Source organism: Capnocytophaga sp. G1920 (assembly GCF_051417515.1).
Genome location: NZ_JBPRKH010000005.1, coordinates 70,521 through 95,881 on the forward strand (window position 1 = coordinate 70,521; position 25,361 = coordinate 95,881).

Below are 25,361 nucleotides of genomic sequence, written 5' to 3' on the forward strand. Positions count from 1 at the left end.
TCTATATTCATTAAAAATTAACATTCAAGCCCAATAAGTAAGTTTGAGGGCGAGGATAGAAGTTATTGTCTATACCACCATATACTTCTGGGTCTAAACCGCTGTATTTAGTAATAGTCAATACATTTTGCACCGTACCATAGAGGCGAATGTACATTTTATCGGTATGAGGGAAAGTATATCCCAAGGTGATATTGTCTAACTTGAAGAACGAAGCATTCTCTAAGTAGTAATCGCTTAACCACGATTGGTCGTTATGGCGTTGGAAATTACTATTCGCTTTAATATTGCGCAAGAAACCACTGTTAGCAGTAATTTCGCCGAATTGGTCTAAGCGTGATTGGGTGTTATTGTACACATAGTTACCGATATTTGCACGGGTAGTGATGTTTAAATCCCAATTCTTGTAGTTCAAATCGGTACCAAAGCCCATTGTCACAGGGGCAAAAGGTGATTTGTACAAGTAGCGGTCGCCTTCGTCTATTTTGCCATTACCGTTTCTATCTACAAAAGCATTTTCTATGGGTTTGCCTTGTGCGTCGTACACTTGTTGGTATACAAAGAAAGAGTAAGGGGTTTCACCTTCGCGGTGTAGTTGTACACGGTTACCAGTACCTCCTGAGATACCTCCAGTAGGCTGGTCGTCGGGCATACGGGTAATCTTATTTTCGTTGTAAGCTATGTTATAATTTACACTCCAACGAATATTCTTCTCAATATTACGGATAGGAGTTACGGTTAAACCAAGTTCAATACCTTTGTTTTCCATATCCCCTACATTGGCATTTACACGGTTTTTGAAGTTGGTAAAGGGGTCGATTGTGGTTTCGGCTATCAGGTCTTTGGTTTGTTTGCGATACACATCGAGGGTACCTGTGATGAGGTTGTCTAACAAGCCAAAATCAATACCAGCATTGAGGGTATTCCCCACTTCCCAACGTAGGTTTTTATTGGTTACCCCAGGTCGGTAAGTTTGATAGAAGCTATCTCCTAATTGGTAAGAAGCGCCATCTTGGCTTCGGGTGTAATTGGTAAGGAAGAGGTAGTCGCCCAAACCATTTACGTTCCCTACTTCACCGTAACCAAAACGCAGTTTGAGTTCGTTAAGAGTTTTGTTGTCTTTAAGGAAGTTCTCGTTGCTCACGTTCCAAGCCAAGGCTACTGAAGGGAAGTAACCCCAACGGTCGTCTGGGTTTAGTTTAGAAGATGCATCGGCACGAAGGGTAGCGGTAAGAAGGTAACGATTCTTATAGCTATAATTTGCACGACCAAAGAAAGACATCAATACGTTTCTGCTCTTGTTGATGTTAGGCACCTCTTTGTTATCACCTGGGTTAGTGAAGTAAGAGTAATCAGTAGAATTATCGTCAAACTCAAATGACTGATAAGAGTGTCCTATCATTAGCCCTATATTATGAGTTTCTTTGATGTCTTTCATATAGTTTATATAGGCATCAAACAGCTTGTTGGTAGCTTTATTAGTATAAGTAGTTTTAGCTCCGTCGAAATCAGGAGTAGAGGTAGGCATACGGCGGTCGGTTATTTTATCACCTTCCCCTTTACTGTAATCAATACCCACGTTTACACTAGCGGTAATATCTTTAAAGAAAGGAAAGGTATAATCTACTTTGGCATTCCCAATAAAACGATACACTTTAGAAGAATCGTCTAAAAACTTTAGCATTGCCATAGGGTTGTTAGGAGCTAAGTCGTAACGGCTACCATTATTAGGGTTCACCCAAGCGTGATAACCTCCGTATTTAGCGAGACCTCCAAACACTGACTGAGTAGGGTCGTACTCTACGGCTGCCCCAATAGCATCTTTATTAGCAAAACGGTTTTGCATATAAGTACCATTGGCATTCAATTCTAATTTCAATGATTTATCAAAGAAAGTAGGGTTCAAGCTAATTTTAGCATTGGTACGTTTGAAGTTATCGGTACGCAATATCCCATCGGCATACGAATGTCCTACTGACACACGGTAAGGCAAAGTTTTGTAAGCGCCGGAGAGCACCAAAGTACTATTGCTCATTGGAGCAGTTTGGTAGATTTCTTTTTGCCAATTAGTATCGGCATTTCCTAAGAGCGCTTCGGCAGCAGGGTTATTCAATCCTTTTACTGTTTGGCGGAATTGGTTAGCATTCATTACATCTACGTATTTGTTTACATCTTGTAGGGCGATGCTAGTATTGAAGCTAATCTTCAAATCTTGGTTTGCTTTTCCTTTTTTGGTGGTAATCATAATAACTCCATTGGCAGCACGTGAACCAAAGATAGCGGTAGACGAAGCGTCTTTTAGCACGGTCATACTCTCGATATCTTCGGGGTTGATAGAGTTGAAGATACTACGAGAACCACCCACGCCACCATCGTTCATTGGCACACCGTCAATTACAATTAGCGGGTTAGAAGTTAAGGACAAAGAGCCATTACCACGTATGCGGATAGTTTGTCCTTCACCAGGAGCACCACTAGCTGAGGTCATCTGTACCCCAGCTATTTTACCTTGGATAAGCTGGTCGGCATTTACGGCAGGAGCTTTGTTAAAGTCTTTGTCGGTTACTAAGTTTACAGAGCCTGTTAAGTCCTTTTTTCTTACAGCTCCATACCCGATAACTACTACGTCGCCGAGTTGTTGTACATCCTCTTGGAGAACGATGTTCATAGTACCTGCTTTAGCAGCTACTTCTCGGCTTTTATAGCCTACTGATGAGACCACAAGGGTAACCCCTTTGTCTACTTTTAACTCAAAATTACCGTCAAAATCGGCAGCAGTACCGTGAGAGGTACCTTTTACAAGCACACTGGCACCCATCAAAGGTTGTCCAGAGCCGTCTTTCACTGTTCCTTTTACAGTGATTTGCTGTGCATAACCAAAAGCTACGCACAAGAAAAACATTACTGTACAAAGTAGTTTGTTCATTTTTACTTTCATATATAATAAATTTTAGTTTCTCTCCCCGTTCCCCTCTCCCAAGGAGAGGGGACAATCTAAAAAGATTTTTACTTTTCAGAAAACGGAGTAATTTAAACATAAACCTCCCAAACTCCCTCCCCTTGGGGGAGGGCTGGGGTGAGGATTATTTCACTTCTTTAATGCTAATAGCATACCCTCCGCCTTGAGCAGCAGTGAGTTTTAGCTTTGTTTTAGCATTTACTTTTTGTTTGGTGATGGTATATGCCTTCGGGTTGGTTTTCCAGTTGGCATCTTTGGCATCGGCATAGATAGTAGCTTCATACTTCTTGCCTTTGTCTAAGAAGTTGAGCAGAAGCTCTGAGGTATGCCCGCCTTCGTGAGCGGTACAACCTACGTACCAATCGTTGCTGTGTTTATCTTTACGCGCAATGGTGATATAACGTCCTGGTTCAGCTTCAAGGTACACACTCTTTTGCCAATCTACGGGTACATCTTTAATGAATTGGAAAGCGTCCATATGCTTCTCGTAGTTCTCTGGCAAGTCGGCTGCCATTTGTAGCGGACTGTACATCGTTACATACAACGCTAATTGGCGTGCCAAGGTACTGCGTATCTGACTGTTATTATTAGGATTTACATACTTCATTTCGGTCTCGAAGATACCAGGAGTATAGTCCATAGGTCCTCCTTGCAAACGAGTGAAAGGCAAGATAGTGGTGTGGAATACTTTATTACCTCCAAAAGCCTCGTACTCAGTACCGCGAGCTGATTCGTTACCTATCATATTTGGGTAAGTACGGCAAATACCGGTAGGGCGTACGGCTTCGTGCGCATTCACCATTATTTTGTGTTTAGCAGCTTCTTTAATCGCATAGAGGTAGTGGTTAATAGTCGATTGGCTGTAGTGGTGTTCGCCCACAGGGAGGATATCGCCTACATATCCGCTTTTTACGGCATTGTAACCGTATTGGTTCATCAACTCGTAAGCGGCTTTCATATGGCGCTCGTAGTTGCGCGTAGAGCCCGAAGTTTCGTGGTGCATCATCAGTTTCACACCTTTAGAGTGTGCGTAGTCGTTCAGTGCTTTAAGGTCGAAGTCGGGGTAAGGAGTTATAAAGTCAAACACATAGTCCTTTTTGTGTCCAAACCAGTCTTCCCAACCTATATTCCAACCTTCCACAAGCACTTGGTCGAAGCCGTGTTTTGCTGCAAAATCGATGTATTTGCGCACTTCTTCGTTGGTAGCGCCGTGGGTACCATTAGGTTTGGTTTTGGTGTAATCCACCGTATTAAGGTCTACTGCAGGAAGGTCGTTGGTATAACTCCAAGAGTTTTTACCGGTAATCATTTCCCACCAAACGCCCACATACTTCACAGGTTTAATCCACGAAGTATCGGCAATAGCGCAAGGTTCATTGAGGTTGAGGATAAGGCGTGACGCCAAGATTTTACGAGCGTCATCACTCACCATAATAGTACGCCAAGGACTGTGACAAGGGGCTTGTAAATAGCCTTTAGCTCCCTGTGCATCGGGCGTGAGCCACGATTGGAAGACGAAAGTCTTGTCGTCTAAGTTCAGGTTCATTAGCGAGTAGTTCACCAAGGCAGCTTCGTGAAGATTGATATACAAGCCGTCTTTGGTTTTCATCATTAAGGAAGTTTGTACGCCGGTAGGTGAGAAAACAAACTGCGATACGTTGTCAGTCATCGCTTGTTTCATCAACCCGCGAATTTCTGAGAGTTTGCTTTCCGTATAGTCGTATTCTTGGGTATCGTAGTCCCCAGGAATCCACCAAGCGGTGTGGTCTCCAGTCATCGCAAACTGCGAAAGCTCTTCCTCTATTACAAAATAGGTGAGTTCTTTCTGTGAAGGGAACTCATAGCGGAATCCCACTCCTTCGTTGTACACGCGAAAACGAATGTTCATCTTTCGGTGAGTCTTCTCTTGTTGCAATTGCACGAGAAGCTCGTTGTAATGGTTGAGAATCTCGCTTTCTTCTCCCCATACAGGTTTCCACGTTTCCTTGAAAGTAGACTTTTTGGTGTCTACCACTTTAAAGTTTTTGGTTAACGGCTCAAATTCCTTGATTTTAGAGTCGTCCGAAGAGCTTTTTTCATTATAAAGAGGTGTCCCGTCCGCTTTTAATAAATGGGAGGAGACTACTTCTCTTATTTTAAAGCCCAAAGTACTTTCGTTGATCACTGCTTTGTTTTTGTAAGTCACCTTATACGAAGGCGTTCCATCAGCTTTCAGTGAAAAAGTGAGTACTACATTACCGTCAGGCGAGCTTTGTTGCTGTGCCATAGCGAGGTGCATAGCAAAAACGCTCATCAACAAGATCATCTTTCTCATCTTTTATTGCTTTATAAGTGTTAAAATTGGTACAAAGGTACAGAAGTTTTTCATATAAACAAATTTTTCTTTACTTTTTTTTAAGAAAAATTTATGATATATCATAAAGTCAATAAGTTAAACGAGTTGTCAGCTGTCGTATTTTTATCTTTTACTACTCACTTTTTACTTTTTTATACACTTTCATCAAGTTTTCAAACACTGCCTCGTCGGTAAAATGCTGAGCGTGTCGGTAACCCTCTTCTACCATTTGCCTGCGCAACTCCTCATCGGTAGTAATGCTTACAATGGCTTTACGTATCTCTTTTTCAGCGTTTTGTAAGTTCACATAAACCGAATGTGTTCCACCTGCTTCCGCAAAACAACTACCCTGCGAACTAATCACAGGGGTTTTGCTAAATAACGCTTCTATAATAGGAATACCAAAACCCTCAAAAATCGAAGGATAACAAAACACCTCAGCAAGCTGGTAGATAATAGCGAGGTCTTCCATAGGCACGTTACTCAGTGCTTGCACGCGGTCTTTAAGTTGGTGTGCTTCACAATACGCCTCTATTTGTTGGTAATAAGCCGTTTGCTTACCCACCAAAACTAACGAAATATCTCGCAGAGGTTCAATAGCTTTCACTATTTCAAGTGCGTTCTTGCGGGGCTCAATAGCGCCTACGTTCAATACAAATTTTTCGGGAAGATGATATTTTTTGCGTATAGTTTCCTTCTGCGTTTCGGTATATATATTCTTAAAAGCTCGGTGACAGCCTTGGTATACCACCGTTATTTTCTCTTCTGAAATGCCTAAATAGCTGATGATATCTTGTTTCGTCTGTTCACTAATAGCGATGATGTGTTCTGAATGTTGTGCGGCATACAAGAACTTGCGATAATGTATTTTTCTGTCGAAAAACGAATACAGTTCAGGATAACGCATAAAAATAAGGTCGTGAATAGTAACTACTGTAGGTATGTGTTTATAAATTCCCTTAGGAATTTCTCCTGAAAGTCCGTGATAAATATCAATAGGAAGTTGTTGGGCTATATCAGTGATTTTTACACTCCGCCATAATGATTTTAGCTTGCGCCAGAAGAAAGATTGTGGAGTGATTTCGGTGGTGTGTTCATCAATCACCACTCCCTGAATTTCTCGTTTTTGTGGGTTGAAGAGGTATAAATGCCCCACCTTGTGTTCTTGTAGTATGCGAATCAAATCCCGACTGTAATTCCCCAGTCCGCGTGTGTTATGGAAAGCCCGTTTAGCGTCAAAAGCGATGTTCATAGTTGCTCACTCTAATAATAAGGTAATATGAACTGCAAAGATAATAAATTAAAACAATACAAACAAAACAGTATTTAAAACCCTTTTACTTTCACCTTTCCTTCGCTCATCATTCATTGTAGACCCACTGTAGAGCCACTGTAGAGCCACTGTAGAGCCACTCATCGTTCGCCCTACCTTCATCTTACCTTCGCTTTACCTCCTGACAAACCTTGTCTTTCACCCTAATAACCATCACTACTTTTACTCACACCTAATTTATTTAATTCTCTAATTTCCTCATTCTCTCATTTCCTAATTACCCTCATATCAGTACGCCCTCTCTTTATTCCCTTCATAAAAGTTGATAAACGCCCTATTTACTACCCTATTGCCACCATTGGTGGGGTAATCACCCGTGAAATACCAATCGCCCAAATTCATAGGGCAAGCCTTATGCAGGTTGTCTACCGTTTGGAAGATTACTGCTACTTCTGAAGCGAAGTTCTTTGGCAAAAGCAAATCTCTTATCTTGTCCGAAATCTCTTCATCGCTGAAAGGAGCATACACTTCTTTTACGTAATTCACTACCTTGTCATCACTTAGCGCTACTTGGGTAAGACATTTTTCGTACACTTCTTTTATAATGTGATAAGTACCGTGTTGGTGGTGTAATGCCAATGCTGCTTGGAACGCTACAAGGTCTTCTAAACGCGCCATATCTATCCCATAACAATCGGGATAGCGTATTTGAGGTGCCGAAGAGACTATCACTATCTTTTTGGGCTCTAACCTGCCTAATATGCTCAAAATACTTTTTTTAAGGGTCGTACCCCGCACAATACTATCGTCTATAATTACCAAAGTGTCGCCTTTTTGTACCGAACCGTAGGTAATATCGTACACGTGCGCCACAAGGTCGTCTCTGCTACTGTCTTCGGTGATAAAGGTGCGCAACTTCACATCTTTAATCGCTACCTTTTCAGTGCGTACTTTTTCAGAGAGAATCCTAAGAATTTCACTTTCAGTGGCGCTTGCTAATTGTTTTGCTTTCTGCTCGTTGAGGTATTGTTCCGCTGCTTCTATAAGTCCCAAATACGATGTTTCAGCCGTGTTAGGAATATAAGCAAAAACCGTATCTTTCAAGTTGTGGTCGATAGCTTGGGCAATGCGAGGGAAGAGTAGCTTGCCCAACATCTTGCGTTCGCGGTAAATATCTTGGTCACTACCACGAGAGAAGTAAATGCGCTCAAACGAACAAGCTTTGCGTGTCCTTGGGGTAAGAATCTCTTTTACTGTCACCTCACCACTCTTCTTGATGATAATTGCATTCCCAGGCGGTAACTCGTGTACATTCTCGTATTTTACATTGAAGACCGTTTGTATAGCCGGACGTTCCGACGCTACCACTACCACTTCTTCATCTCGATAGTAAAACGCCGGACGAATACCCGCAGGGTCGCGGAGTACAAAAGCATCGCCGTTACCTATCATTCCTTCCATTGCATAACCACCGTCCCAATACTTAGCTGCACGCTTCAAGATGCGTTCTATATTCAGCCGTTCGGCAATAAAAGGCGACGCTTCCTGTTTGGTATAGCCCTCTTCTTTCAGTTGGAGATAGAGTTTTTCTACCTCATCGTCTAAGAAATGACCGATACCTTCCATTACAATCACAGTGTCGGTTTTGTCTTTGGGATGTTGTCCAAGGTGTACGAGGTTTTCGAAGAGCTCGTTTACATTGGTCATATTGAAGTTACCCGCCATAATGAGGTTGCGGTATATCCAGTTGTTTTCGCGCAAGAAAGGGTGCACATTCTCGATGCTGTTCTTGCCAAAGGTACCGTAGCGCACGTGCCCCATTATCACTTCGCCTATGTAGGGGAGTTCTCTTTTCTGCAAAGCCACATTGTCTTTCAGTGCAGTATTCGCCTTAAACCCCTCGTTGATACGCTGGTTGATGCGCGTAAAGATATCTTGCACCGGTTGTGCCTCGTTGGAACGAATCCTACTGATATAGCGTTCACCGGGTTGCATATTCAGCTTGATGCTCGCCACTCCTGCGCCATCTTGCCCACGGTTGTGTTGCTTCTCCAGCATCAAGTACATTTTATTGACGCCATAGAAGGCTGAACCGTATTTTTCTTTGTAATATTCCAAAGGTTTGAGCAAGCGGATAAGAGCAATCCCGCACTCGTGTTTGATAGTGTCACTCATTTACAAATAAGAAAAGGCGTTGCATAGGCACGCCTTTATATAGGTTTTAAAATTGATATACTACTTCTAATTTATGGTTGCTAAGAGCTCGCTTGGCTTTCTCTAAGTCCTCAGTAAAGCCCAAAATATAGCCTCCACCCCCCGAACCACATAGTTTTAAGAAATAATCGCCCGAGTCGATTCCCTGCTTCCAGAGCGTGTGAAATTCTTTCGGAATCATCGGTTTGAAGTGGTTCAGCACAATGCCCGATAGACTCTTGATATTCCCGAACAGCGATTTGAAGCGCCCCTTCAAAAAGTCATCTATACAAGCATCGGTATATTTGATAAACTCATCTTTGAGCATCTTCTGGAAAGCCTCGTTCTTCATATTCTCCACAAAGATGCGTACCATAGGAGCCGTTTCGCCTATCACACCACTGTCGAGCAAAAACACTGCGCCTTTTCCGTTAGGCGTTTGCGAGGGAATGCCCGTAGGTTCTATATGGTCCTGTGAATTGATAAGTATCGGCAAACTCAGGTAGCTGTTCAGTGGGTCTAAGCCCGAAGAAGTGCCGTGGAAGAACGATTCCATCTTGCCAAAAATCGCTTTGAGTTGCAATAGCTTTTCGCGAGTAAGGTTTTCCATTGCACTGATAGGCTCAATAGCATATTCGCTGTAAATAGCAGCTACCAAGGCGCCACTACTGCCCACGCCATAGCCTTGTGGGATACTGCTATCGAAGTACATACCCTCTGCTATATCAGCATTGAGCTTTTCAAGATTGAAGCGCACAATCGGGTTTTCTTCCTCCATAAGGTTTTGTAAGTAAGTAGCGAACTCCCGCAAAGCCTCATTCGATTTGCGAGCCTCTTCTTCTTTTCGCAGGTGTGGCTCACACTGTCCGTGCGACTCGCACTGCGGGTGTGGCTCGCACTTCTTCAGTGTCCCCTTATAAAAGTTATAGGGAATTGCCAAGCCTTTGGAGTTCTTGATAATGCCATACTCGCCAAAGAGGAGTATTTTAGAATAGAAAAGTTTCATTTTTTAGGTAAAGTCTGCGTTAGCAGGGTAGTATGAGTAATAAGAGACTGCAAAGGTACACTTTTTTCCAATATCTCACATACTTTTGGATATAAATGTTTTGTTAATCAACGTCAGTTCTATATATACAATACTGATTTACAGTTGTGTTTACATTGTAATCTGTGAAATCCAGCAACGCAGTTGCCAATTTGTACCCATCACATTTGTCAATTGTCAATTATCAATTGAAAGACTATCCGTTTAATCTGTGCCAGACATTCAGGCAACTTGTTGCCTATTTGTTTGATTTTTTTAAGATTTGTAAGATTTCTGTAGCGTAAGCTATACTTCCTTTACGTCCAACTCAATTCGTCCCTCGTCATTCGTCATTTTTTTTCCTTTTTCGTCATACTTCCCCTAGTGCCTATGGACTATTGCCTCCCACCTCCCCATTTTCTAATTTACTAATTTGCTAATTCTCTAATTATTTCTTCTCTTTTCCGTCATATATCCCCTAGTGCCTATGGCCTAAGGCCTATCACCTATTTCTCTTTCTTTCGCCTCGAAACCCCAATTTTAACATTTTTAGCACTGTTATATCGTGTTATAAGTCAATCACTTATATACCCTTTCTATACCAATCGTCCAAGATTCGTATAAGCTTCCTATAAGCTCTCTATAAGCTAACCCCACCCTCCTTACACCCTTTTTTCATCAAAACACCCCTTAACCTCCTTTTGGAAAATTCCGTTTTCTTCCGAACTCCTCAACCCTCCCCATTTGCTAATTCTCTCATTTTCTAATTTTCTAATTTTCCCGCCCCCACATACCCAGCTGTGAGCTCTCGCTGGCTTTGGCTCGCACCTTTGCCAAAGTTAATCGCTTATCACTTCCCCCCTAATGCCTATGGCCTAAGGCCTTTTCTAATTAAAAGTATATTTCAAAAAGTGTTTAGGTACTGAAAACTTTAATTTTTAGAATCAGAAAGATAAAAAAGTGAGGTTCAACGGCAGAAATTTTTAGAGCATTTATAACTTATAAAAATGTATTTGTCCTAACTTTATAACTATCAAAACGTTTACTAAAAATGTTAATAACTGTGTTGATAACTATTTTGTTTTTGTTGAAAACTTGTCACTTTATTCCGTATCTTTGCCCCAGCAACTAAGGAAAAAACACTTCCCCTTTTTAGGGAACTTATAAAAGCAACATTATTCAATGCGTTATAAATGAGTGATTTATATAAATCACTCAGCACTTTCTTTCTCTCTAACTAAAAGAAGAGGGTTAAAAATAAAGTTATTAGGCTATACTTGTATTATATAAACATTCCTAATACATCACATACTTGAAAATTGTTAATAAAATAGAGAAATTAGTGATCATTATCATTACAACTTGGAAGCTTAATGCTCGAGAAATTAAAATTTATATCTGAAATAATAATAAAATAAAAAATTATGTCTAAATTCACTAAGCTTACAGCTGAACAGCTTCAAACAAAGCGTAATTTCATCGAAAATTACCTACAATCTCACAATGCCGCTACGGGGTCTCTCTTCGATGCCAATGCCAATGTGGCACATAAAAACATCGCTACGATGGAGGCAGAACTCAATAAAGATATCAATATCCAAGTGAACCGTTCGCTCGTGTCTCACAAAATCGAACAGCTCTTTGGCAAAGAATTAGCCGATGAGTATATCCGTCAGATTGAGGAACACGAAATCTACGTGCACGACGAAACGAGCCTCAAACCTTATTGTGTGAGCGTTTCGATGTATCCTTTGCTCTTGGACGGGCTCGTAAAACTCGGCGGTGAAAGCAAAGCTCCGCAACACTTGGCAAGCTATTGCGGGTCGTTCGTGAACTTCCTCTTTTCCGTTTCCTCTCAGTTTGCAGGAGCGGTAGCAACGGTAGAGTTCCTAATGTACTTCGACCATTTTGCGCGCAAAGACTATGGCGACGATTACCTCAACACCCACCGTGAAGTGATAGAAAACGAACTGCAACACGTAGTATACGCTATCAATCAGCCTGCGGCAGCACGTGGTTATCAGTCGGTATTCTGGAATATATCGCTGTATGACCGTCCGTATTTCGATTCGATGTTCGGTACATTCGTTTACCCCGATGGTAGCAAACCTTCTTATGAGTCTTTAGACAAGCTCCAACAGTTCTTTATGCATTGGTTCAATATTGAGCGCACGAAAGCGATACTCACCTTCCCTGTGGTAACCGCAGCAATGCTCACTAAGGACAAACACGTGTACGACGAGCATTTTGCGCGCTTCTGTGCCAAAGAGCTCAGCGAAGGGAATGCCTTCTTTATATATCAATCAGATAACGCCGATTCATTAGCAAGTTGCTGTCGTTTGCGCAATGAAATCTCCGATAACACCTTTAGTTATTCACTCGGGGCAGGAGGTGTTTCTACCGGTAGTATTAATGTGATAACTATTAATATGAATCGCCTTTACCAAAAACACTTGTCGTTGGAACGCACCTTAGATAATATCCATAAATACCAAGTAGCTTATCGCGCTATTGTTCAGGATTACAAAGATGCGGGTATGTTACCGGTGTACGATGCGGGCTTCATCTCACTTGATAAACAATTCCTCACCGTTGGTATCAACGGAATGGTGGAAGCTGCCGAGTATTTAGGTATTCGCATTTCCGACAACCCCGACTATAAAGCATTCATCAACAAAAACCTCAAACTAATTTACGACAAAAACAAGGAAGCTAAAGCCAAATACGGCTTTATGTTCAATACCGAGTTTGTACCTGCCGAGAATTTAGGCGTGAAGAATGCTGCTTGGGACAAAGCCGATGGCTTGCAAGTGCCTCGCGATTGCTACAATTCGTATTTCTATATTGTGGAAGACAGCTCTCAAAACCTTATCGATAAGTTCTATTTGCACGGCAACGACTATATACAGTACTTAGACGGCGGTTCGGCTTACCACTGCAATCTCGAAGAATACACCACTGCCGAAGGTTTTTATAAGTTGCTAAATGTAGCTGCTAAAACGGGTTGTAACTACTTCTGCTTTAATATATGCGTAACCGTGTGCAACGATTGTGGTTATATTGATAAACACACGCACGACCACTGCACCCATTGTGGTTCTGAAAATATCGACCACGCGACACGGGTGATAGGCTATCTCAAACGCATCACTAATTTCTCTAAAGACCGACAAAAAGAAGCTAAAATACGTTACTATGGGAACGCTACGGTATAGCAGTTACGATATAGTCCTCCAAGAAGTACCCAACGAGATATCCCTGTGTTTTACCATCACAGGGTGTCCGTTGGCGTGTGAGGGTTGCCATTCCGAATATATTTGGGACGGTAGCAAAGGCTGTGCGCTCACCAACGAGGCATTAGAGAATTTGCTCAGCAAGTACGAAGATATGATAAGCTGTGTGCTCTTTATGGGAGGCGAGTGGCAAGTAGAGACCCTGCTCTCATTTATCTTCCAAGTGAAGTGCAAACGGCTGAAAGCAGCCCTCTATACAGGGCTTAATCTTAAACAAGTACAGCGCAAATACCCTGAATTGTTAGGGTGTTTAGACTACATCAAAACCGGCAAGTGGTTACCTAAACTCGGTGGCTTAGACAGCCCCACCACCAATCAAGAGTTTTTAAACCTGCAAACCGGAGAGGTGATGAACAAAGTGTTTTTAAAGGTAAAAGGAAAGAGCTAAAAGGGATTTATGTTTCATACTTTATTAAAGTTTATTATTAGCTAATTGACAAATTATTTCTATCTTTGCAAAAAAATATTAAGACTATGGGAGTAGCAAAAATTACATTCCAATCAGAAATACAAGCAGGAGATTTTCCTTTTATTAAAAGAATTTTGAAGAGTCTTAAAGCTACTAATACTAAGGTCGTCAAAGAAGAAAAAGATGAAAGTCTGATGACCAAGGAAGCTTTTTTTGCTAAAATAGACCGTGCAAGGGCTGGTAAAAAAATACAAATGAGTAGGGAAGAACTGAGAAAATTGATGTTTGACTAATGGAAAAAGAACAACCAACCTTTGAAATTATTTATTCAGAAGAATTTCTGAGTGATTTAAAAATCCTTAAGCAATCAGGTAATAAACAAGTGCTTAAAAAGATAGATGCTTTTTTAAATGAGATAGAAATTTCTCCCACTAAAGGCACAGGACAGACTGAGGCTCTTAAAGGATATGGTGAAAGGAGTATTTACTCCAAACGAATTAATGGAAAACATCGGTTTATATACGAAGTTTTTGAAGAGGAGAAAAAGGTAGAAGTACTTTCAGCTTTTGGGCATTATAATGACAAATAACACGTACAGCTATCTCCTCTTTTATTGTTGCTTGTGTGATGGGAGTGATAGACTACAAACATACGAAAGGCAAACAGGAAGTAATAAAAAAAGAACGACTTAATTAAGCCGTTCTTTTTTTATTACTTGTTTAACACTCTCCTTAGGGTAAGGGTGGCTAATACTAAATATACCAAACACAGTGCCCACATTCCCAGCCAATATGGCATAATGGTAGTGATATGAGCTCCCATCTGGGTAATAGATATAAAACCCTTGCTCCCTAAAGTAGTAGGTACAATATACGAAAAAACACTCAGCCATTCGGGCATCGCTACGGTAGGCCACGAAAAGCCAGTAAGCATCACCGCAGGCAAAGAGGTATACATAATGAGCATAATGGCGTCTTCACGTCGATGTAAAAAGTTCAACAAGCAAAGTCCCATAAATACAATCGACAGGATAAATGGTATCATAAAAACCATAGTGCTTAGTATCGTGCTACGTACAGGAATGCCAAACAATGGCATTATAATTCCTAAAATAATGAGTAATATCACCATTGAAAAGGCTAAATAAGTAGTAGCTTTCCCCATTACAATAGGCAAAGCTCCCCAAAAACTATCGGAGTTAGGATATATTTTTTTAAGTTTGTTGCCTTCTCGCATCGTTCCTCCTAACATACCTACGGCAGTGAGTATGGTAGTTTGAAAGATAATCACAAGTACTATGGGAATAAGGAAAGTAGCATAACCCAAAGAGGGATTGTATAAGCTCACTACTTGGGCACTCACAGGCATTGCCTCATCGTGCGCTTGAGTAGGGAGTTTGCCTTGTGCCGAAGTGCGTTTCACCTCAACCCCTGCATTCAGGTAAGTAGCCGACACTTTGGTGGCGGTGAGTACTTGCTTGTAATAAAGCATATAAGAAGCATCGGCATAGACTGATATAGTGGGTTGTTCTCCGCGTTGTAGGTCACGTGAAAAGCCGTTGGGAATAGTTACTATCCCGCGTATTTTTTCCTGCTGAAAGGCTTTCTGAGCTTCGGTGAGGTTGAGGTAACTGCTGTAAATAGCGGTCTGACTTGTGGCATCAATCATACGCAACAACTGACGGCTTTGCGCAGTATTATCCTCATCTACTACTCCAATAGGAAGCTCTTGCAAAGTCTCTTCGGAATAGAGATAAGTATAGATAAACGACACCGCAATCGCTACAATTACAAACGAAAAGAATACCGCTTTGTCGCGGAATATATATTTGGCTTCCCAAAGCATCGCACGAGTGAAGTCGGCTGAACTTTGATATATGTAACTTCTAAACTGTTTCATAACCTCCTGATTTTATCTTTTTTACAAACATAGGATAAGCCACTATAAGCAACAGTCCAAAGAGCAATAATGCCAGAAGCGGTTGCCACGTCATCTCTACGGGTATTCCTTTGATAGCGCGATTTACGTAGTATTTCATAAAATGAGCATACGGGAAGATTTGCGCCAAATACTGCAAACTCTTAGGCAACCCTTCCATAGGAAAAGTATATGCTGCAAAAGAGAAAGCAATGGCTGTAAAACCACTACCTACCGTAAGAGCGGTACGAAAATCGGGAAGCATCGACACAAAGGTAATCCCAATAATCTGATAGATTACCACTAAGGCAAAAGTAATAAGCACCACATTCAGCATTGGGATATGCAAAGGAGCCCCGATAAGCTCAAAGAGGAGGTAATTCATCCACCACGCTACAAAAAAGAGCACTAAGGTATAAGGCAAGAGTTTTCCCACAAGGGCTTTCAGCGGACTGCCTCCTGCTTGCTTGAGCCATTGTTTCCCTCGATGGTAGCGGAATTCTACTCCTAATACATACACCGTTACCATCATTACAATCATTTGGAGCATCATCGGCAAGAGTGAAATAAGTAGATAGTAAGCATAGTTAGAATAAGGATTGTACAAGGCGTGGTCGTCTACCCTTATGGGTTGGGCTTCGGCGCGTACCTTCTCGGTTTGTTGCCCTTTTTGCATTTTCTTCTTCATCACCAAGCCTGCTGAGAACATCCCTACGGTAGTTTGGAAATCCTTTTGGATAAGACTTGCCCCCAACATAAACTGACTATTGGTATAGCAAATCACTGATTGTTTTTCACCTTTGAATAGTTTCTGCTGAAAGTCGGCAGGGATAACGATAAAGCCCATTATCTGCTGTTGCTGGATAAGTCGTTGGGCTTCTTTTTCATCGGTGAGTTTGATTTTTAGGTCGATGTTAGGGGTAGCATCAAGCATACGCAAAAGGTTCTCGGACAGCTGACTTTGGTCGTAATTGATATACGCCATAGGCAGGTCGCGTGGTACTCCTTTGTAAAATACCGCCGCAAAGAACCCAAAGATTACAAAAGGGAACACCAAAACGTAAAACAGCCGTTTGGGTGATAGGAAAAGGTTCTTGCATTCTTTTTTAAATAAATACATAATTAATTTGTCAATTAGCTAATTAGTTAGATTTCTTCAGCGTCTTCTAAGTTTTCTATTAGGATAGGTTTTTCTTCTTCAAAGTGAAAAGAAACTCCATAAGGCTCGCAAAAGCTGAAACTACCTTCGGCAAAATGTAATATCCACTCTTTGTTGTCATAGAACAGGAACTGCGGACTTTCAAAAGGAACTTCTTGCAAGGGAACACTTAGCAATCGTTTTTCTTCTTCTGAAAGATGAAAGCCATCTGAGCATATCAGCAGTCGTTCTTGAAAATAAGAAAGTGCTTTGGCAACCAACTTATCTGCGCTGTCAAGGATTTGTTCAATAAAAGCAATAGTATCAGGTGCGATGGTTTTACTTTTGCTAAACATAGAAAAAGGTAGCTGTAAAGTTTCTTTGTAGAAATCACTTTCCCACTGGAATGAAGCCTCCCAAAAATAGTCGTCTCCCACTTTTTGTGAGAAAGTAAGAGTGCCAAACTTGGTGTTATAACTTGATATGTTCATTGCTTTAACCAATTAATTTCTTCTTTACTAAGGAGAAAATATTTATATACAAAGTTTTCGAAGGCTTCTTGTTCGCTATCAAAAGACTGTTCATCACAGAAGCAACGAGTATCGGCAAGGCATACCACCCATTGGTTTTCTCGTTGCAGAAAGCAAGTGTTGCCCACAGCTACATTTCCTTGCTCAAAAGTATTTGTTTTAAAATAACACTGAGCAGGGTTATAGTTCAAGGCTTCTAAAGCTTGTAACAACTCTTTGAATGTGGGAATAGGGAGTTGTTCTTTTATCTGGGCTAAAAGTTGTTGTCTTTTCTTCCTTTCTTGTTTGTTTTTCTTGGAAAACCAAATGAGTATAAACGCCCAAGCCAAAACAGCTATTGATAGAGGGGCAAGTATATTGTAATTCACAAGAGCATTCCACATAGGCTTTTAGGTTTATTCAGATATAATGAACAAAATTGAGACTATTCTGAGGGTGATTTTGTTATTGTCTTCTTGTTTTTATGAATGTTGTAATTCCTAATACAAAAAATAATACCAAAGAAAGTACCACAAAGATACATTTCATAAGAGAAAAATAGGGCGCTAAGGTCTCTATCCATAAGTTTTCAGGATAGTGTGTGAGCATTGTAATGGTACTAAAATTTTCTGAATAATCAAAAATACCTCCTATTATTGGGAAATATGATAAGAAAAGGAGCTTTCTTTGGTTGAGTTTTTCTAAAAAGAAACGTATCAGTTGATAGTAGGTAATAGCAAACAGACCGGGATATATCATATCCACAGGAATTTGTCGGTATAAATAGAAATGGCGACCTTCTTCACCTAAACGCCTAAATAGCTCTTGAATGTAAGTAGCATCATAAAACGGAGGCACATCTAAAATATCCATTCCTCCAGCCATTGCTTTAAGAGCTGGTACGGTTACCAACATCAAATAGGCATATACTGAAGTAGTAATGATAAAAAGTATCCAAAGTTTTTTCTTTTTCATTTCTAATTAATTTTTGTTGTTTTTCTAAATTATCACGGATATTCCCAATCCTAAGAAAGATTACGGAGTTTACACCCCTAACGCTTCTCTTTCCTTCTTTGGTATTTTGGCGAGTACTTGTTCATAAGAGTGCTGTACCATTTCTTTGATAAGGACTTCGGGAAGACTCTCTAAAAGGATGGTATTCCAATGTTTCTTATTCAGGTGATAGCCTGCTACAATCTTATCGGGGTATTGCTCGCGGAGTTCTATCGCACGCTCAGGTTCGCATTTGAGGCTAACACTCATAGGCACGCGGTTTAGGTTTATCAGTGCAAAGATACGATTTGCCATTCTGAAGACCAAAAAATTCTCCCCGAAAGGCATATCCTCCGTAGCGTGAGGCAAAGTTAAGCAAAAATCTCTAAAGGTTTCTATGTTCATTTCTTTCGAATGTTATATAATTCTCCGCCACTATCACTATCTTTATAAATCAAGACCCTATCGCCCCAAAGGTCTTTTATTTGTATTATTTTCCGTGAGCTTTTGGTGTTCCATTTAAATTGGATAGAGTCATTGCCTATCTTAAAAGTATAGTATTTATAGCCGTAAGGATAAAACCAAAATGCAAAATGATTTCCTCCGCCCTGATTCCCCAAAACTACCTGATCAAATGAGTACAAATTATTGGTGATTTTATTATCTACTAAATGCTTATAGCTTGGTGTTTGAGTATATTCTATTTCATAAAAAGTATTGTATTTATAATCTTCCGTAAAATATTCGCCTTTGCTTCCTATGCACACAATAGACGAGAAACCTACAGGAATTATTTTTTGTATTACACCTAATTGCTCGTCAATATATTGTCTGCCTATCTTTCTAATAGCTTCTAAATCATATTTTCCATTCTTATCTTTTGGAATAGAGTAGTTTTTAATAATACTATCGTGGCCTAAATACTGTAATTCCTTTACTTTTTCAGCTTTTGCCCAAGGATAAGTGTATTTATAGATAATATCCTTATATTTTTCGCCTATGACCTTGTCATAAAATGTTTTATTTCCCTGAAAAACACCTTTAGCATTTATCTTTTGTTTGATTTTAAAGTTTTTATCAAGTAAAAACCAATCGTATTCTTTGTTTAAATATATAAAATCGTCAGTTGGGTCGTAGATAATCCTATCAGAGCTCATAACATCTTCTTCAGTAAGTAGTGTATCTACTATAAAAAGATTTTTGTCAAAGCCGTTAAACTCAGGAATCTCAGGGTGCTTGTCTTTCCCTGGTACTTCATAACCGCAACTGCTATATAAAAATAGTATTGCTAATAAAATTACTGTTTTCATATGTGAATTATTGTTTTATTCTGGTTATCTTTCGCTGAAAGCTTAAACAGATTTCTTCTATTGATGTTTGCTTAGTATTAAACACGAACTAGAAGAATCGCACCAGTAGGGGATAAATCTATTAATGAGCCAATTGGCAAATTAGCTAATTGCCAAATTACTCTTCACCATTTTGTATTTCTTCCTTTCTCCTTCAACAGTGGCTACTACTTTAAAACCAAGTTTTGTATAAAGACCTTTAGCTATGGAGTTGTCATCAAATACATTTAGGCTAATAGAATGAACTCTTTTATCCTCAAAAAGCATTGCGATAAATAACTGCATTGCTGAGGTGCCTAATCCCTTTCCTGTAAGGGAAGGATTGATAAGAAATCTACCAATATGTACGTTGCTCCCTTCTACTCTTATTTGCTGAATCATCCCTATAAAACTACCCTCTACCTCAATACGATAACAATGAGACAAAGCATTGAGTGCTTCTATGGTAAGAGGATAAGGCAAAGCATCTCCCGCCCATTGTTGCAAGAAATAAGCATCTTTGCTATTTGTCCAGCGTATAATAGCTTGCTTATCTTTAGTTGATAATCCTTCAGTTATTCTCATTTTTCACTTACTAATACCGACATTCCGGGTCTTAAATCCTTTACTTTTTGAGTGGGGTAGGCTTTGATAGCGAAAGTTTTCTTGTCGAAGTCGCCTTTGCTTTTGGTGGCTGTCCAAGTAGCGAAATCGGCTTGTACGGCTATGTGTTTTACTTCCAACTCTATCTCCTGATTGCCCAAAGCGGGTACGATGCCTTTGAATTTAGTGCCTATCTTGAAATCTGCCATTTTATCTTCGCGTATGTTGAACACCACCCACTCGTCTTGGGTATCGATGAGGTTCATCACAGGGTAACCCGCATTCACGATTTCGCCTTCATTGGGGATAATGGTTTGTATCTCGGCATCGGCAGGGGCAAACACTTTAGCTCCATCTTTGTAAGCATTTACCTCAGTAATGACCCCTTGCGCTTGAGCTACAAGGGCTCGGGCAGCGGTTTTATCCTCTACACGAGCTCCGTTTTTCGCCATTTCGTATTGTGATTTGGCTGCTTCAGCTTGTTTTTGAAGGGCAACCATTTGGGTATAAGCCTCATCTTTCTTTTGGGCAGGCAATACCTTTTCATTATAGAGGTTGCTCACACGCTGATAGGTTTTTTCAGCGAGCTGGGCAGCCGCTTGGGCTTGTTGCCATACATTATATGCCCCTTGAATTTGTTCGCTGCGAGCACCGCGTTGTGCTTTGTCAGACTGAGCTTGTGCTGCCAAACGTGCTGCTTCGGCTTGAGAAAGTTTGGCATCGAGTTCAGTGCTTTCGAGTTCCAAAAGGAGGTCGCCTTTGTGCACTTGGTCGCCTTCCTGCTTGTAGATAGCTTTCACCCTACCAGGTACTTTTGGGGCAACGTTGATTTGTTTGGCTTCTACTTGTCCTTGCAAATATATAGGTTCGCGGTTACTAAAAAAGTAGATAGAGAGAATAAGAACTACTGCAAATACAGTGATTGTTACAATAAGACCGGTGATGTTTTTCTTTTTCATTGTTTATTTAGTTTAGCCCCCGTTCCCCCGAAGGGGGACAATCCATAAATAGGATAAAAACAAGGGTGTTATTATGGTTATTATTTTTGTAATGTATTAATTCTGATTGCGACTTCCTTCGAGGCACGAGCTACAAGCTCGCGCCAGCGTATGATTATCAGGGTAGTCAACTTTGCCAAAGTCTAAAACTTTGGCAAAGTATAGCAATATAAGAGGTAAGAGCATTTGTGTCGCTCTACCTTACTTGTTCGCTGAATTTATCGCTCATTCCGCAGGTTTCGAGGAGCTGGGCGAGGGTTTTGTCCATTTCAAAAAGGGCTTGGTAGCGTTTGATTTTAATAGAAGCCAAATAAAGGTTGGCATCGGCTACATCGGTGGAGGTGGAGAGACCTTCGGCAAAAGCTTTGTCGCGGGCACGTACGAGCTCTTCGGCAAAACGCAAACTCTCTTCTAAGCTGAGGTATTGTTCACGTTGCTTTTCAATCTCGGTGTACTGTTTTTTCACTAAGGTTTGTACGTCTTTTTCGGCTTGTGCAGTGATGAGCTCCACACTCTCACGCATTGCTTTGGCTTGGGCTATTTTGTTCTTGTCCTGTAAACCGTTGAAGAGATTCCACTGTAACCCTACACCCACTACCCAGTTATCGGGTTCGGTTAAGGGTAGATTTTCGCTCCACAAATACTTTTTGCCTACTACGGCTACATCGGGCAAATAAGCGGCTTGTTGCGCTTTTACGCTTTGGGTAGCCATTTGGGCTTTGAGCTTGGCTTGCACAATCATAGGGTAGTGCTCTTTGGCTTGCTGTTGGTAGTACTCGAGCGATTGGAGGGGTGCCACCTCAAAGAGTTCGGTGGTGAGGGCAGTGAGCGGTTGCTCGGTAGTGCCCATTACGCCATAGAGTGCTGTTTGTGCTAATTGTATGTCCTTTTCAGCAGCCATCACCTCACGCTCGGCATCGGTAACGGCTTTTTTAGCTTGCATTGTTTCTACGGAAGCTATCATTCCGTTCTTTTCGAGCTTTTGGGCATTTTCATAGTGATGTTGCGCTGTTTCAAACGACTGTTTTCTCACTTCCAACGCTTTTTGAGCTAACTGTACTTGAAAATAACGTTCCGCCAACTCACTGATGAGGGCATTTTCGGTTTTTTTGCTCTCTACGGTGGCTATTTCGGTGTTGAGCGCACTCACACGGTTGCCTACACGCACCTTTCCACCAGCAAAAAGCACCCATTTGGCATCGGCGCTTACTTTCCAAATGTCTTGTTTCTGAAACTCATAGCGCCAGTCTTGGGCAAAAAGTGGTTGTATTCTGCCAAGTAGGGGGGTAAGTAGCGGACGCATAGGGGCAGGCACTTGGGTTGCGAATCCCTGTAAGCCATTTTGTAAGGGCGCCTTATACTCGTTGAAGCTCAACGAAAGCGGGTCGGCGAGGTGCATATAGCTCGCGTTAAGGCTCAGTTGGGGCAGATAGAGCCCACGGAATGATTTGCGATTATAATCGGCTGCTTCGGTTTGTTTTTCGATGCCTTTGAGTTTTTGGTTGCCTGAACGCATCTGGTTAAGCGCTTCGTCGAATGAGAGCGATTGCGCTCGTAATGAAGCTGTTATCCCTATAACGAAGAGGCATAGTAAAGTATATTTTTTCATAAAAGAAAACTTTTTATTTCTATGGGGCAAAATTACGGCGATTTTTCCAGATGAACGACTCGTTTGTTTGCAAAGTTTTTAAGATAGATTAAAAAATAAAGCCTCTTAATTTATTTCTTCTCTATTTGACAGCCGTATGACTTTGTTTTATCAAAGGTTAAAATATATCGTTTTCCTTGGTAGGTGAATCTTACCCCTATTTGAGCTGTATTTTCAAAGGTTTCAGTGCGGGGTAAATCGGAAAGAGCTGTATCGCCTACTTGGATAATATGCATAAACAAGTCTTCTTTAGAAGACGTTTGTGGGCTCACTTCTATACGCCAATGTCCCAATTGTGGGTGATTGGCGGGAGGGAGATTCATATTATACCCGTAATCTTGTGGAGTGAGTTTGGGTAGAGGCCAGTTGCGTCCATCAGACCAGAAATCCTTTCCACTTCCACCTATTTTAGTAAGTGTAGCATTGGCAGGGAATAAAGTACGGCAAATCATCTTGCCTCCGTCGGAGGTTTCCGAGAACTCTCTGCTACCTTTCATCACAGGTTCGTTGATGGTGTGTATCAGCCACGTTTTGGGATAATTCTTGTCGGTAGCTGTTACCCTATCGAACACTACAAAAAGGTCGGGGTAGAAATATATAAATTCACGCACGACTAACGAGGCTTTTTGGCTGTTGTAGCTTTTAGTAGCATCGGAGGCGAGATATACATAATCGTCAGTGATACGCTTCTCTTTCAATACAGAGCCTAATATGTTGTTTTGTCCGCCATCGTTGGGGATAGGTTCGAACTTGTTTTCGGTAGAAGCCCCACCACCCCAGTATTCGGGCATTTTTTCATTGGGCATTCTGATGGTTACGCAGTTATGGGCTACTGTACGGGCGTAGTAATGCGACAGATGCCAGCCAGGTTCGGGGCGTGTGCCTGTATCTAACGCACGGTAACCTTTTTTGTAGATAGTGAAATGATTGTTATCGAAGTGCTTGTGGTAAGAGGTTTTGCCTCCGCTCACAAAAAGAGCATAAGTGTCGTTTTCGCCCGTTCCTGAACGCATAATGACTTCTCCCGTACCCTCGAAATACACGGCACCTTTACCCGAAGGTGTCGCTCCCTGAGTTCCTTGAGGATATTTTTGTAAGAACGGCATAAAGGGAAGTCGTTCTGTATAGTGTTTCTTATTGAATAAGCCTAACAGGCGTTGTATATTGGTAGAACTTCCATAAAGAGAGGCTATCTCTCTCAGGTGATAATTGATGTCTCTTTCGGGGAGCAAGCAATCGTAGTGATAACTGTCGCCAAAGCCAAACTCGCGATTGTTTGGTAAGCGATTCCAATCGATATAGTCCAAATATTTGAATACGTAGTTGAGCCTTTGAGAGAGGTCTACGCCTGTGGCTGCGCGATGACTGCGAATGAAATTGAAATCGGCGATAGGATAAGCACCTAACGAATAGCCTACACACCCTGTGACAGCCCCTCCGCTCATACCGATAATATCACGACGATATTCTGCCATTTTCATATTCAGAGCAAATCCTTTTTGAAACATATCCTCACAGCGTGCGTTATCAATACCGTCGTTGTGAAAAGTGATACCTATATACCACGGTAGGGCGTCTGTGCCATAAAATCCTGTATTGTATCCCCCTGTATTCTCCCGATTGCGCTCTGGGCGTAATCCTTTTCCGTGCCAAGCGATATCCATCATTACCTGATAAAGAGGTTTGCCTATTTGCTCGCGTTCTTTGGGGGTTAAGTAGTTGTAAATCCAATCATAAGCGCATAATGCATTGATTTGAGGAAACACATACCAATCAGCATTCAAGTTGTGACTTACCCGAAGGCGGTAATATTCAGTGATTTTTTGTAAGAATTTTTTGGTATAGTCGAGATATTTTGCTTCACCCGTTATCAAATATAATATGGCGACTTGCGATACTTTGGAGATTTTCAAACCGTTATCAGTACCATTCACCGCGGTAGGATTTTCAAAAGAGATAGGTTCATTTAAGAGCTTATCCACATCTCTTTTAGTTTCGGTATACGTATCCAGAGCCGAGCTTTGGGCAGCGTTTTTGATATTCGGAATATCTTCTTTAGTAATAAAAAGGCGTGGGTGTTCGGTGCGAACAACGCCTATTATTTCTTGCTCATCAGGGTCTGTATCTTTACGACACGATAGCATCGCTATTATCAGAGTCCATAGCATCATAAATACTGCTTTTTTCATAAGTAAAGAATGTTTTAGTTTATTTAATTGTTCTTGTTGCTTTGCTATATTTAAGGTGAGTTCGACGTAAGAAAAGTGTAGCTTACGCTACAGAAATCTTACAAATATTTACAAATCAAACAAAAGGGCAACGAGTTGCTTTTAGACACATACTCTGCTATGCCAGCTCGCAGACTACACACAGATTACACGGATTGCACGGATAGTCTTTCAATTGACAATTGACAAATGTGATGGGCACGAATTGGCAACTGCGTTGCTGAATTTCACAGATTATAATATAAACACAACTGTAAATCAGTATTATATATAGAACTGACGTTATTTAAGGTGAGTTCGACGTAAGAAAAGTGTAGCTTACGCTACAGAAATCTTACAAATATTTACAAATCAAACAAAAGGGCAACGAGTTGCTTTTAGACACATACTCTGCTATGCCAGCTCGCAGACTACACACAGATTACACGAGTTTGACTCGGATATTGTTTATAAAATGGAATGTGATTTGTTTCAACGATGCAAAGTTACGATGAAAAAACGAGATAAACAACT

The 25,361-nt window shown here is 41.0% G+C and carries 21 protein-coding genes; 4 read left to right on the forward strand and 17 right to left on the reverse strand.

The features are described 5' to 3' along the window. Window positions 1-10: 10 nt before the first annotated feature. The 6 genes from ACSQ7D_RS04600 to ACSQ7D_RS04625 all read right to left on the reverse strand — a co-directional run bounded on the left by ACSQ7D_RS04600 (window position 11) and on the right by ACSQ7D_RS04625 (window position 9,766). Window positions 11-2,938 (reverse strand): SusC/RagA family TonB-linked outer membrane protein, encoded by a 2,928-nt coding sequence (locus ACSQ7D_RS04600; protein WP_437135528.1) that lies wholly within the window; start codon window positions 2,936-2,938, stop codon window positions 11-13. Window positions 2,939-3,083: 145 nt separating this feature from the next. After that, window positions 3,084-5,273 carry a glycoside hydrolase family 97 protein gene (locus ACSQ7D_RS04605; RefSeq protein ID WP_437135529.1) on the reverse strand — a complete coding sequence of 730 codons (2,190 nt, stop codon included), beginning with the start codon at window positions 5,271-5,273 and terminating at the stop codon, window positions 3,084-3,086. Window positions 5,274-5,427: 154 nt separating this feature from the next. Continuing rightward, window positions 5,428-6,546 carry a glycosyltransferase family 4 protein gene (locus ACSQ7D_RS04610; protein WP_437135530.1) on the reverse strand — a complete coding sequence of 373 codons (1,119 nt, stop codon included), beginning with the start codon at window positions 6,544-6,546 and terminating at the stop codon, window positions 5,428-5,430. 48 nt (window positions 6,547-6,594) lie between these two features. Continuing rightward, window positions 6,595-6,729, reverse strand: a complete 135-nt coding sequence (locus ACSQ7D_RS04615; protein WP_437135531.1) for a hypothetical protein — start codon at window positions 6,727-6,729, stop codon at window positions 6,595-6,597. A gap of 126 nt (window positions 6,730-6,855) precedes the next feature. Then, on the reverse strand, window positions 6,856-8,742 hold the full coding sequence (locus ACSQ7D_RS04620) for an amidophosphoribosyltransferase (RefSeq protein WP_437135532.1): 1,887 nt from the start codon (window positions 8,740-8,742) through the stop codon (window positions 6,856-6,858). A gap of 46 nt (window positions 8,743-8,788) precedes the next feature. Next, on the reverse strand, window positions 8,789-9,766 hold the full coding sequence (locus ACSQ7D_RS04625; protein ID WP_437135533.1) for a mevalonate kinase family protein: 978 nt from the start codon (window positions 9,764-9,766) through the stop codon (window positions 8,789-8,791). Window positions 9,767-11,208: 1,442 nt separating this feature from the next. Here ACSQ7D_RS04625 and nrdD point away from each other — a divergent pair. The 4 genes from nrdD to ACSQ7D_RS04645 all read left to right on the forward strand — a co-directional run bounded on the left by nrdD (window position 11,209) and on the right by ACSQ7D_RS04645 (window position 14,075). Beyond that, window positions 11,209-12,999, forward strand: a complete 1,791-nt coding sequence (nrdD, locus tag ACSQ7D_RS04630; protein WP_009750577.1) for an anaerobic ribonucleoside-triphosphate reductase — start codon at window positions 11,209-11,211, stop codon at window positions 12,997-12,999. Next, window positions 12,980-13,465, forward strand: coding sequence for an anaerobic ribonucleoside-triphosphate reductase activating protein (gene nrdG, locus ACSQ7D_RS04635; protein WP_437135534.1), 486 nt, complete (start codon window positions 12,980-12,982; stop codon window positions 13,463-13,465). Before nrdD ends, nrdG begins: the two co-directional genes overlap by 20 nt. An 86-nt stretch (window positions 13,466-13,551) precedes the next feature. Further along, window positions 13,552-13,779: a hypothetical protein gene (locus ACSQ7D_RS04640; protein ID WP_009419591.1), complete on the forward strand. Its 228-nt coding sequence runs from the start codon at window positions 13,552-13,554 to the stop codon at window positions 13,777-13,779. Further along, window positions 13,779-14,075, forward strand: coding sequence for a Txe/YoeB family addiction module toxin (locus ACSQ7D_RS04645; RefSeq protein ID WP_128091253.1), 297 nt, complete (start codon window positions 13,779-13,781; stop codon window positions 14,073-14,075). The genes ACSQ7D_RS04640 and ACSQ7D_RS04645 overlap by 1 nt, the downstream gene beginning before the upstream one ends. A gap of 122 nt (window positions 14,076-14,197) precedes the next feature. Here the strand turns inward: ACSQ7D_RS04645 and ACSQ7D_RS04650 are convergent, their stop codons facing one another. The 11 genes from ACSQ7D_RS04650 to ACSQ7D_RS04700 form a co-directional block, all read right to left on the reverse strand. Next, on the reverse strand, window positions 14,198-15,385 hold the full coding sequence (locus ACSQ7D_RS04650) for an ABC transporter permease (RefSeq protein ID WP_437135535.1): 1,188 nt from the start codon (window positions 15,383-15,385) through the stop codon (window positions 14,198-14,200). After that, window positions 15,372-16,523, reverse strand: a complete 1,152-nt coding sequence (locus ACSQ7D_RS04655) for an ABC transporter permease (protein WP_437135536.1) — start codon at window positions 16,521-16,523, stop codon at window positions 15,372-15,374. The genes ACSQ7D_RS04650 and ACSQ7D_RS04655 overlap by 14 nt, the downstream gene beginning before the upstream one ends. Before the next feature lie 26 nt (window positions 16,524-16,549). After that, window positions 16,550-17,032: a hypothetical protein gene (locus ACSQ7D_RS04660; protein ID WP_278589185.1), complete on the reverse strand. Its 483-nt coding sequence runs from the start codon at window positions 17,030-17,032 to the stop codon at window positions 16,550-16,552. Next, the gene (locus ACSQ7D_RS04665; protein ID WP_278589186.1) at window positions 17,029-17,454 is read right to left on the reverse strand and encodes a hypothetical protein; all 426 of its coding nucleotides are present in this window, start codon (window positions 17,452-17,454) and stop codon (window positions 17,029-17,031) included. The genes ACSQ7D_RS04660 and ACSQ7D_RS04665 overlap by 4 nt, the downstream gene beginning before the upstream one ends. A 61-nt stretch (window positions 17,455-17,515) precedes the next feature. Beyond that, the gene (locus tag ACSQ7D_RS04670) at window positions 17,516-18,025 is read right to left on the reverse strand and encodes a hypothetical protein (protein ID WP_278589188.1); all 510 of its coding nucleotides are present in this window, start codon (window positions 18,023-18,025) and stop codon (window positions 17,516-17,518) included. 69 nt (window positions 18,026-18,094) lie between these two features. After that, window positions 18,095-18,448, reverse strand: a complete 354-nt coding sequence (locus ACSQ7D_RS04675; RefSeq protein ID WP_278589190.1) for an MmcQ/YjbR family DNA-binding protein — start codon at window positions 18,446-18,448, stop codon at window positions 18,095-18,097. Next, window positions 18,445-19,353, reverse strand: coding sequence for a hypothetical protein (locus ACSQ7D_RS04680; RefSeq protein ID WP_278589192.1), 909 nt, complete (start codon window positions 19,351-19,353; stop codon window positions 18,445-18,447). Before ACSQ7D_RS04680 ends, ACSQ7D_RS04675 begins: the two co-directional genes overlap by 4 nt. A 141-nt stretch (window positions 19,354-19,494) precedes the next feature. Then, window positions 19,495-19,956 (reverse strand): GNAT family N-acetyltransferase, encoded by a 462-nt coding sequence (locus ACSQ7D_RS04685; RefSeq protein ID WP_278589193.1) that lies wholly within the window; start codon window positions 19,954-19,956, stop codon window positions 19,495-19,497. Continuing rightward, on the reverse strand, window positions 19,953-20,933 hold the full coding sequence (locus ACSQ7D_RS04690) for an HlyD family secretion protein (RefSeq protein ID WP_437135537.1): 981 nt from the start codon (window positions 20,931-20,933) through the stop codon (window positions 19,953-19,955). The genes ACSQ7D_RS04685 and ACSQ7D_RS04690 overlap by 4 nt, the downstream gene beginning before the upstream one ends. Before the next feature lie 235 nt (window positions 20,934-21,168). Beyond that, window positions 21,169-22,581, reverse strand: coding sequence for a TolC family protein (locus ACSQ7D_RS04695; protein ID WP_437135538.1), 1,413 nt, complete (start codon window positions 22,579-22,581; stop codon window positions 21,169-21,171). Window positions 22,582-22,691: 110 nt separating this feature from the next. Continuing rightward, window positions 22,692-24,809: a heparinase II/III domain-containing protein gene (locus ACSQ7D_RS04700; RefSeq protein ID WP_437135539.1), complete on the reverse strand. Its 2,118-nt coding sequence runs from the start codon at window positions 24,807-24,809 to the stop codon at window positions 22,692-22,694. Between the last annotated feature and the right edge of the window lie 552 nt (window positions 24,810-25,361).

What these genes read in the sequence shown, in the direction of transcription:
- ACSQ7D_RS04700 (WP_437135539.1), bottom strand. Translation starts at nt 24,809, where the DNA reads ATGAAAAAAGCAGTATTTATGATGCTATGGACTCTGATAATAGCGATG.
- nrdG (WP_437135534.1), top strand. Translation starts at nt 12,980, where the DNA reads ATGGGAACGCTACGGTATAGCAGTTACGATATAGTCCTCCAAGAAGTA.
- ACSQ7D_RS04685 (WP_278589193.1), bottom strand. Translation starts at nt 19,956, where the DNA reads ATGAGAATAACTGAAGGATTATCAACTAAAGATAAGCAAGCTATTATA.
- ACSQ7D_RS04660 (WP_278589185.1), bottom strand. Translation starts at nt 17,032, where the DNA reads ATGAACATATCAAGTTATAACACCAAGTTTGGCACTCTTACTTTCTCA.
- ACSQ7D_RS04600 (WP_437135528.1), bottom strand. Translation starts at nt 2,938, where the DNA reads ATGAAAGTAAAAATGAACAAACTACTTTGTACAGTAATGTTTTTCTTG.
- ACSQ7D_RS04670 (WP_278589188.1), bottom strand. Translation starts at nt 18,025, where the DNA reads ATGAAAAAGAAAAAACTTTGGATACTTTTTATCATTACTACTTCAGTA.
- ACSQ7D_RS04680 (WP_278589192.1), bottom strand. Translation starts at nt 19,353, where the DNA reads ATGAAAACAGTAATTTTATTAGCAATACTATTTTTATATAGCAGTTGC.
- ACSQ7D_RS04690 (WP_437135537.1), bottom strand. Translation starts at nt 20,933, where the DNA reads ATGAAAAAGAAAAACATCACCGGTCTTATTGTAACAATCACTGTATTT.
- ACSQ7D_RS04625 (WP_437135533.1), bottom strand. Translation starts at nt 9,766, where the DNA reads ATGAAACTTTTCTATTCTAAAATACTCCTCTTTGGCGAGTATGGCATT.
- ACSQ7D_RS04655 (WP_437135536.1), bottom strand. Translation starts at nt 16,523, where the DNA reads ATGTATTTATTTAAAAAAGAATGCAAGAACCTTTTCCTATCACCCAAA.
- ACSQ7D_RS04650 (WP_437135535.1), bottom strand. Translation starts at nt 15,385, where the DNA reads ATGAAACAGTTTAGAAGTTACATATATCAAAGTTCAGCCGACTTCACT.
- ACSQ7D_RS04605 (WP_437135529.1), bottom strand. Translation starts at nt 5,273, where the DNA reads ATGAGAAAGATGATCTTGTTGATGAGCGTTTTTGCTATGCACCTCGCT.
- ACSQ7D_RS04645 (WP_128091253.1), top strand. Translation starts at nt 13,779, where the DNA reads ATGGAAAAAGAACAACCAACCTTTGAAATTATTTATTCAGAAGAATTT.
- ACSQ7D_RS04675 (WP_278589190.1), bottom strand. Translation starts at nt 18,448, where the DNA reads ATGAACATAGAAACCTTTAGAGATTTTTGCTTAACTTTGCCTCACGCT.
- nrdD (WP_009750577.1), top strand. Translation starts at nt 11,209, where the DNA reads ATGTCTAAATTCACTAAGCTTACAGCTGAACAGCTTCAAACAAAGCGT.
- ACSQ7D_RS04620 (WP_437135532.1), bottom strand. Translation starts at nt 8,742, where the DNA reads ATGAGTGACACTATCAAACACGAGTGCGGGATTGCTCTTATCCGCTTG.
- ACSQ7D_RS04640 (WP_009419591.1), top strand. Translation starts at nt 13,552, where the DNA reads ATGGGAGTAGCAAAAATTACATTCCAATCAGAAATACAAGCAGGAGAT.
- ACSQ7D_RS04615 (WP_437135531.1), bottom strand. Translation starts at nt 6,729, where the DNA reads ATGAAGGTAGGGCGAACGATGAGTGGCTCTACAGTGGCTCTACAGTGG.
- ACSQ7D_RS04610 (WP_437135530.1), bottom strand. Translation starts at nt 6,546, where the DNA reads ATGAACATCGCTTTTGACGCTAAACGGGCTTTCCATAACACACGCGGA.
- ACSQ7D_RS04665 (WP_278589186.1), bottom strand. Translation starts at nt 17,454, where the DNA reads ATGTGGAATGCTCTTGTGAATTACAATATACTTGCCCCTCTATCAATA.
- ACSQ7D_RS04695 (WP_437135538.1), bottom strand. Translation starts at nt 22,581, where the DNA reads ATGAAAAAATATACTTTACTATGCCTCTTCGTTATAGGGATAACAGCT.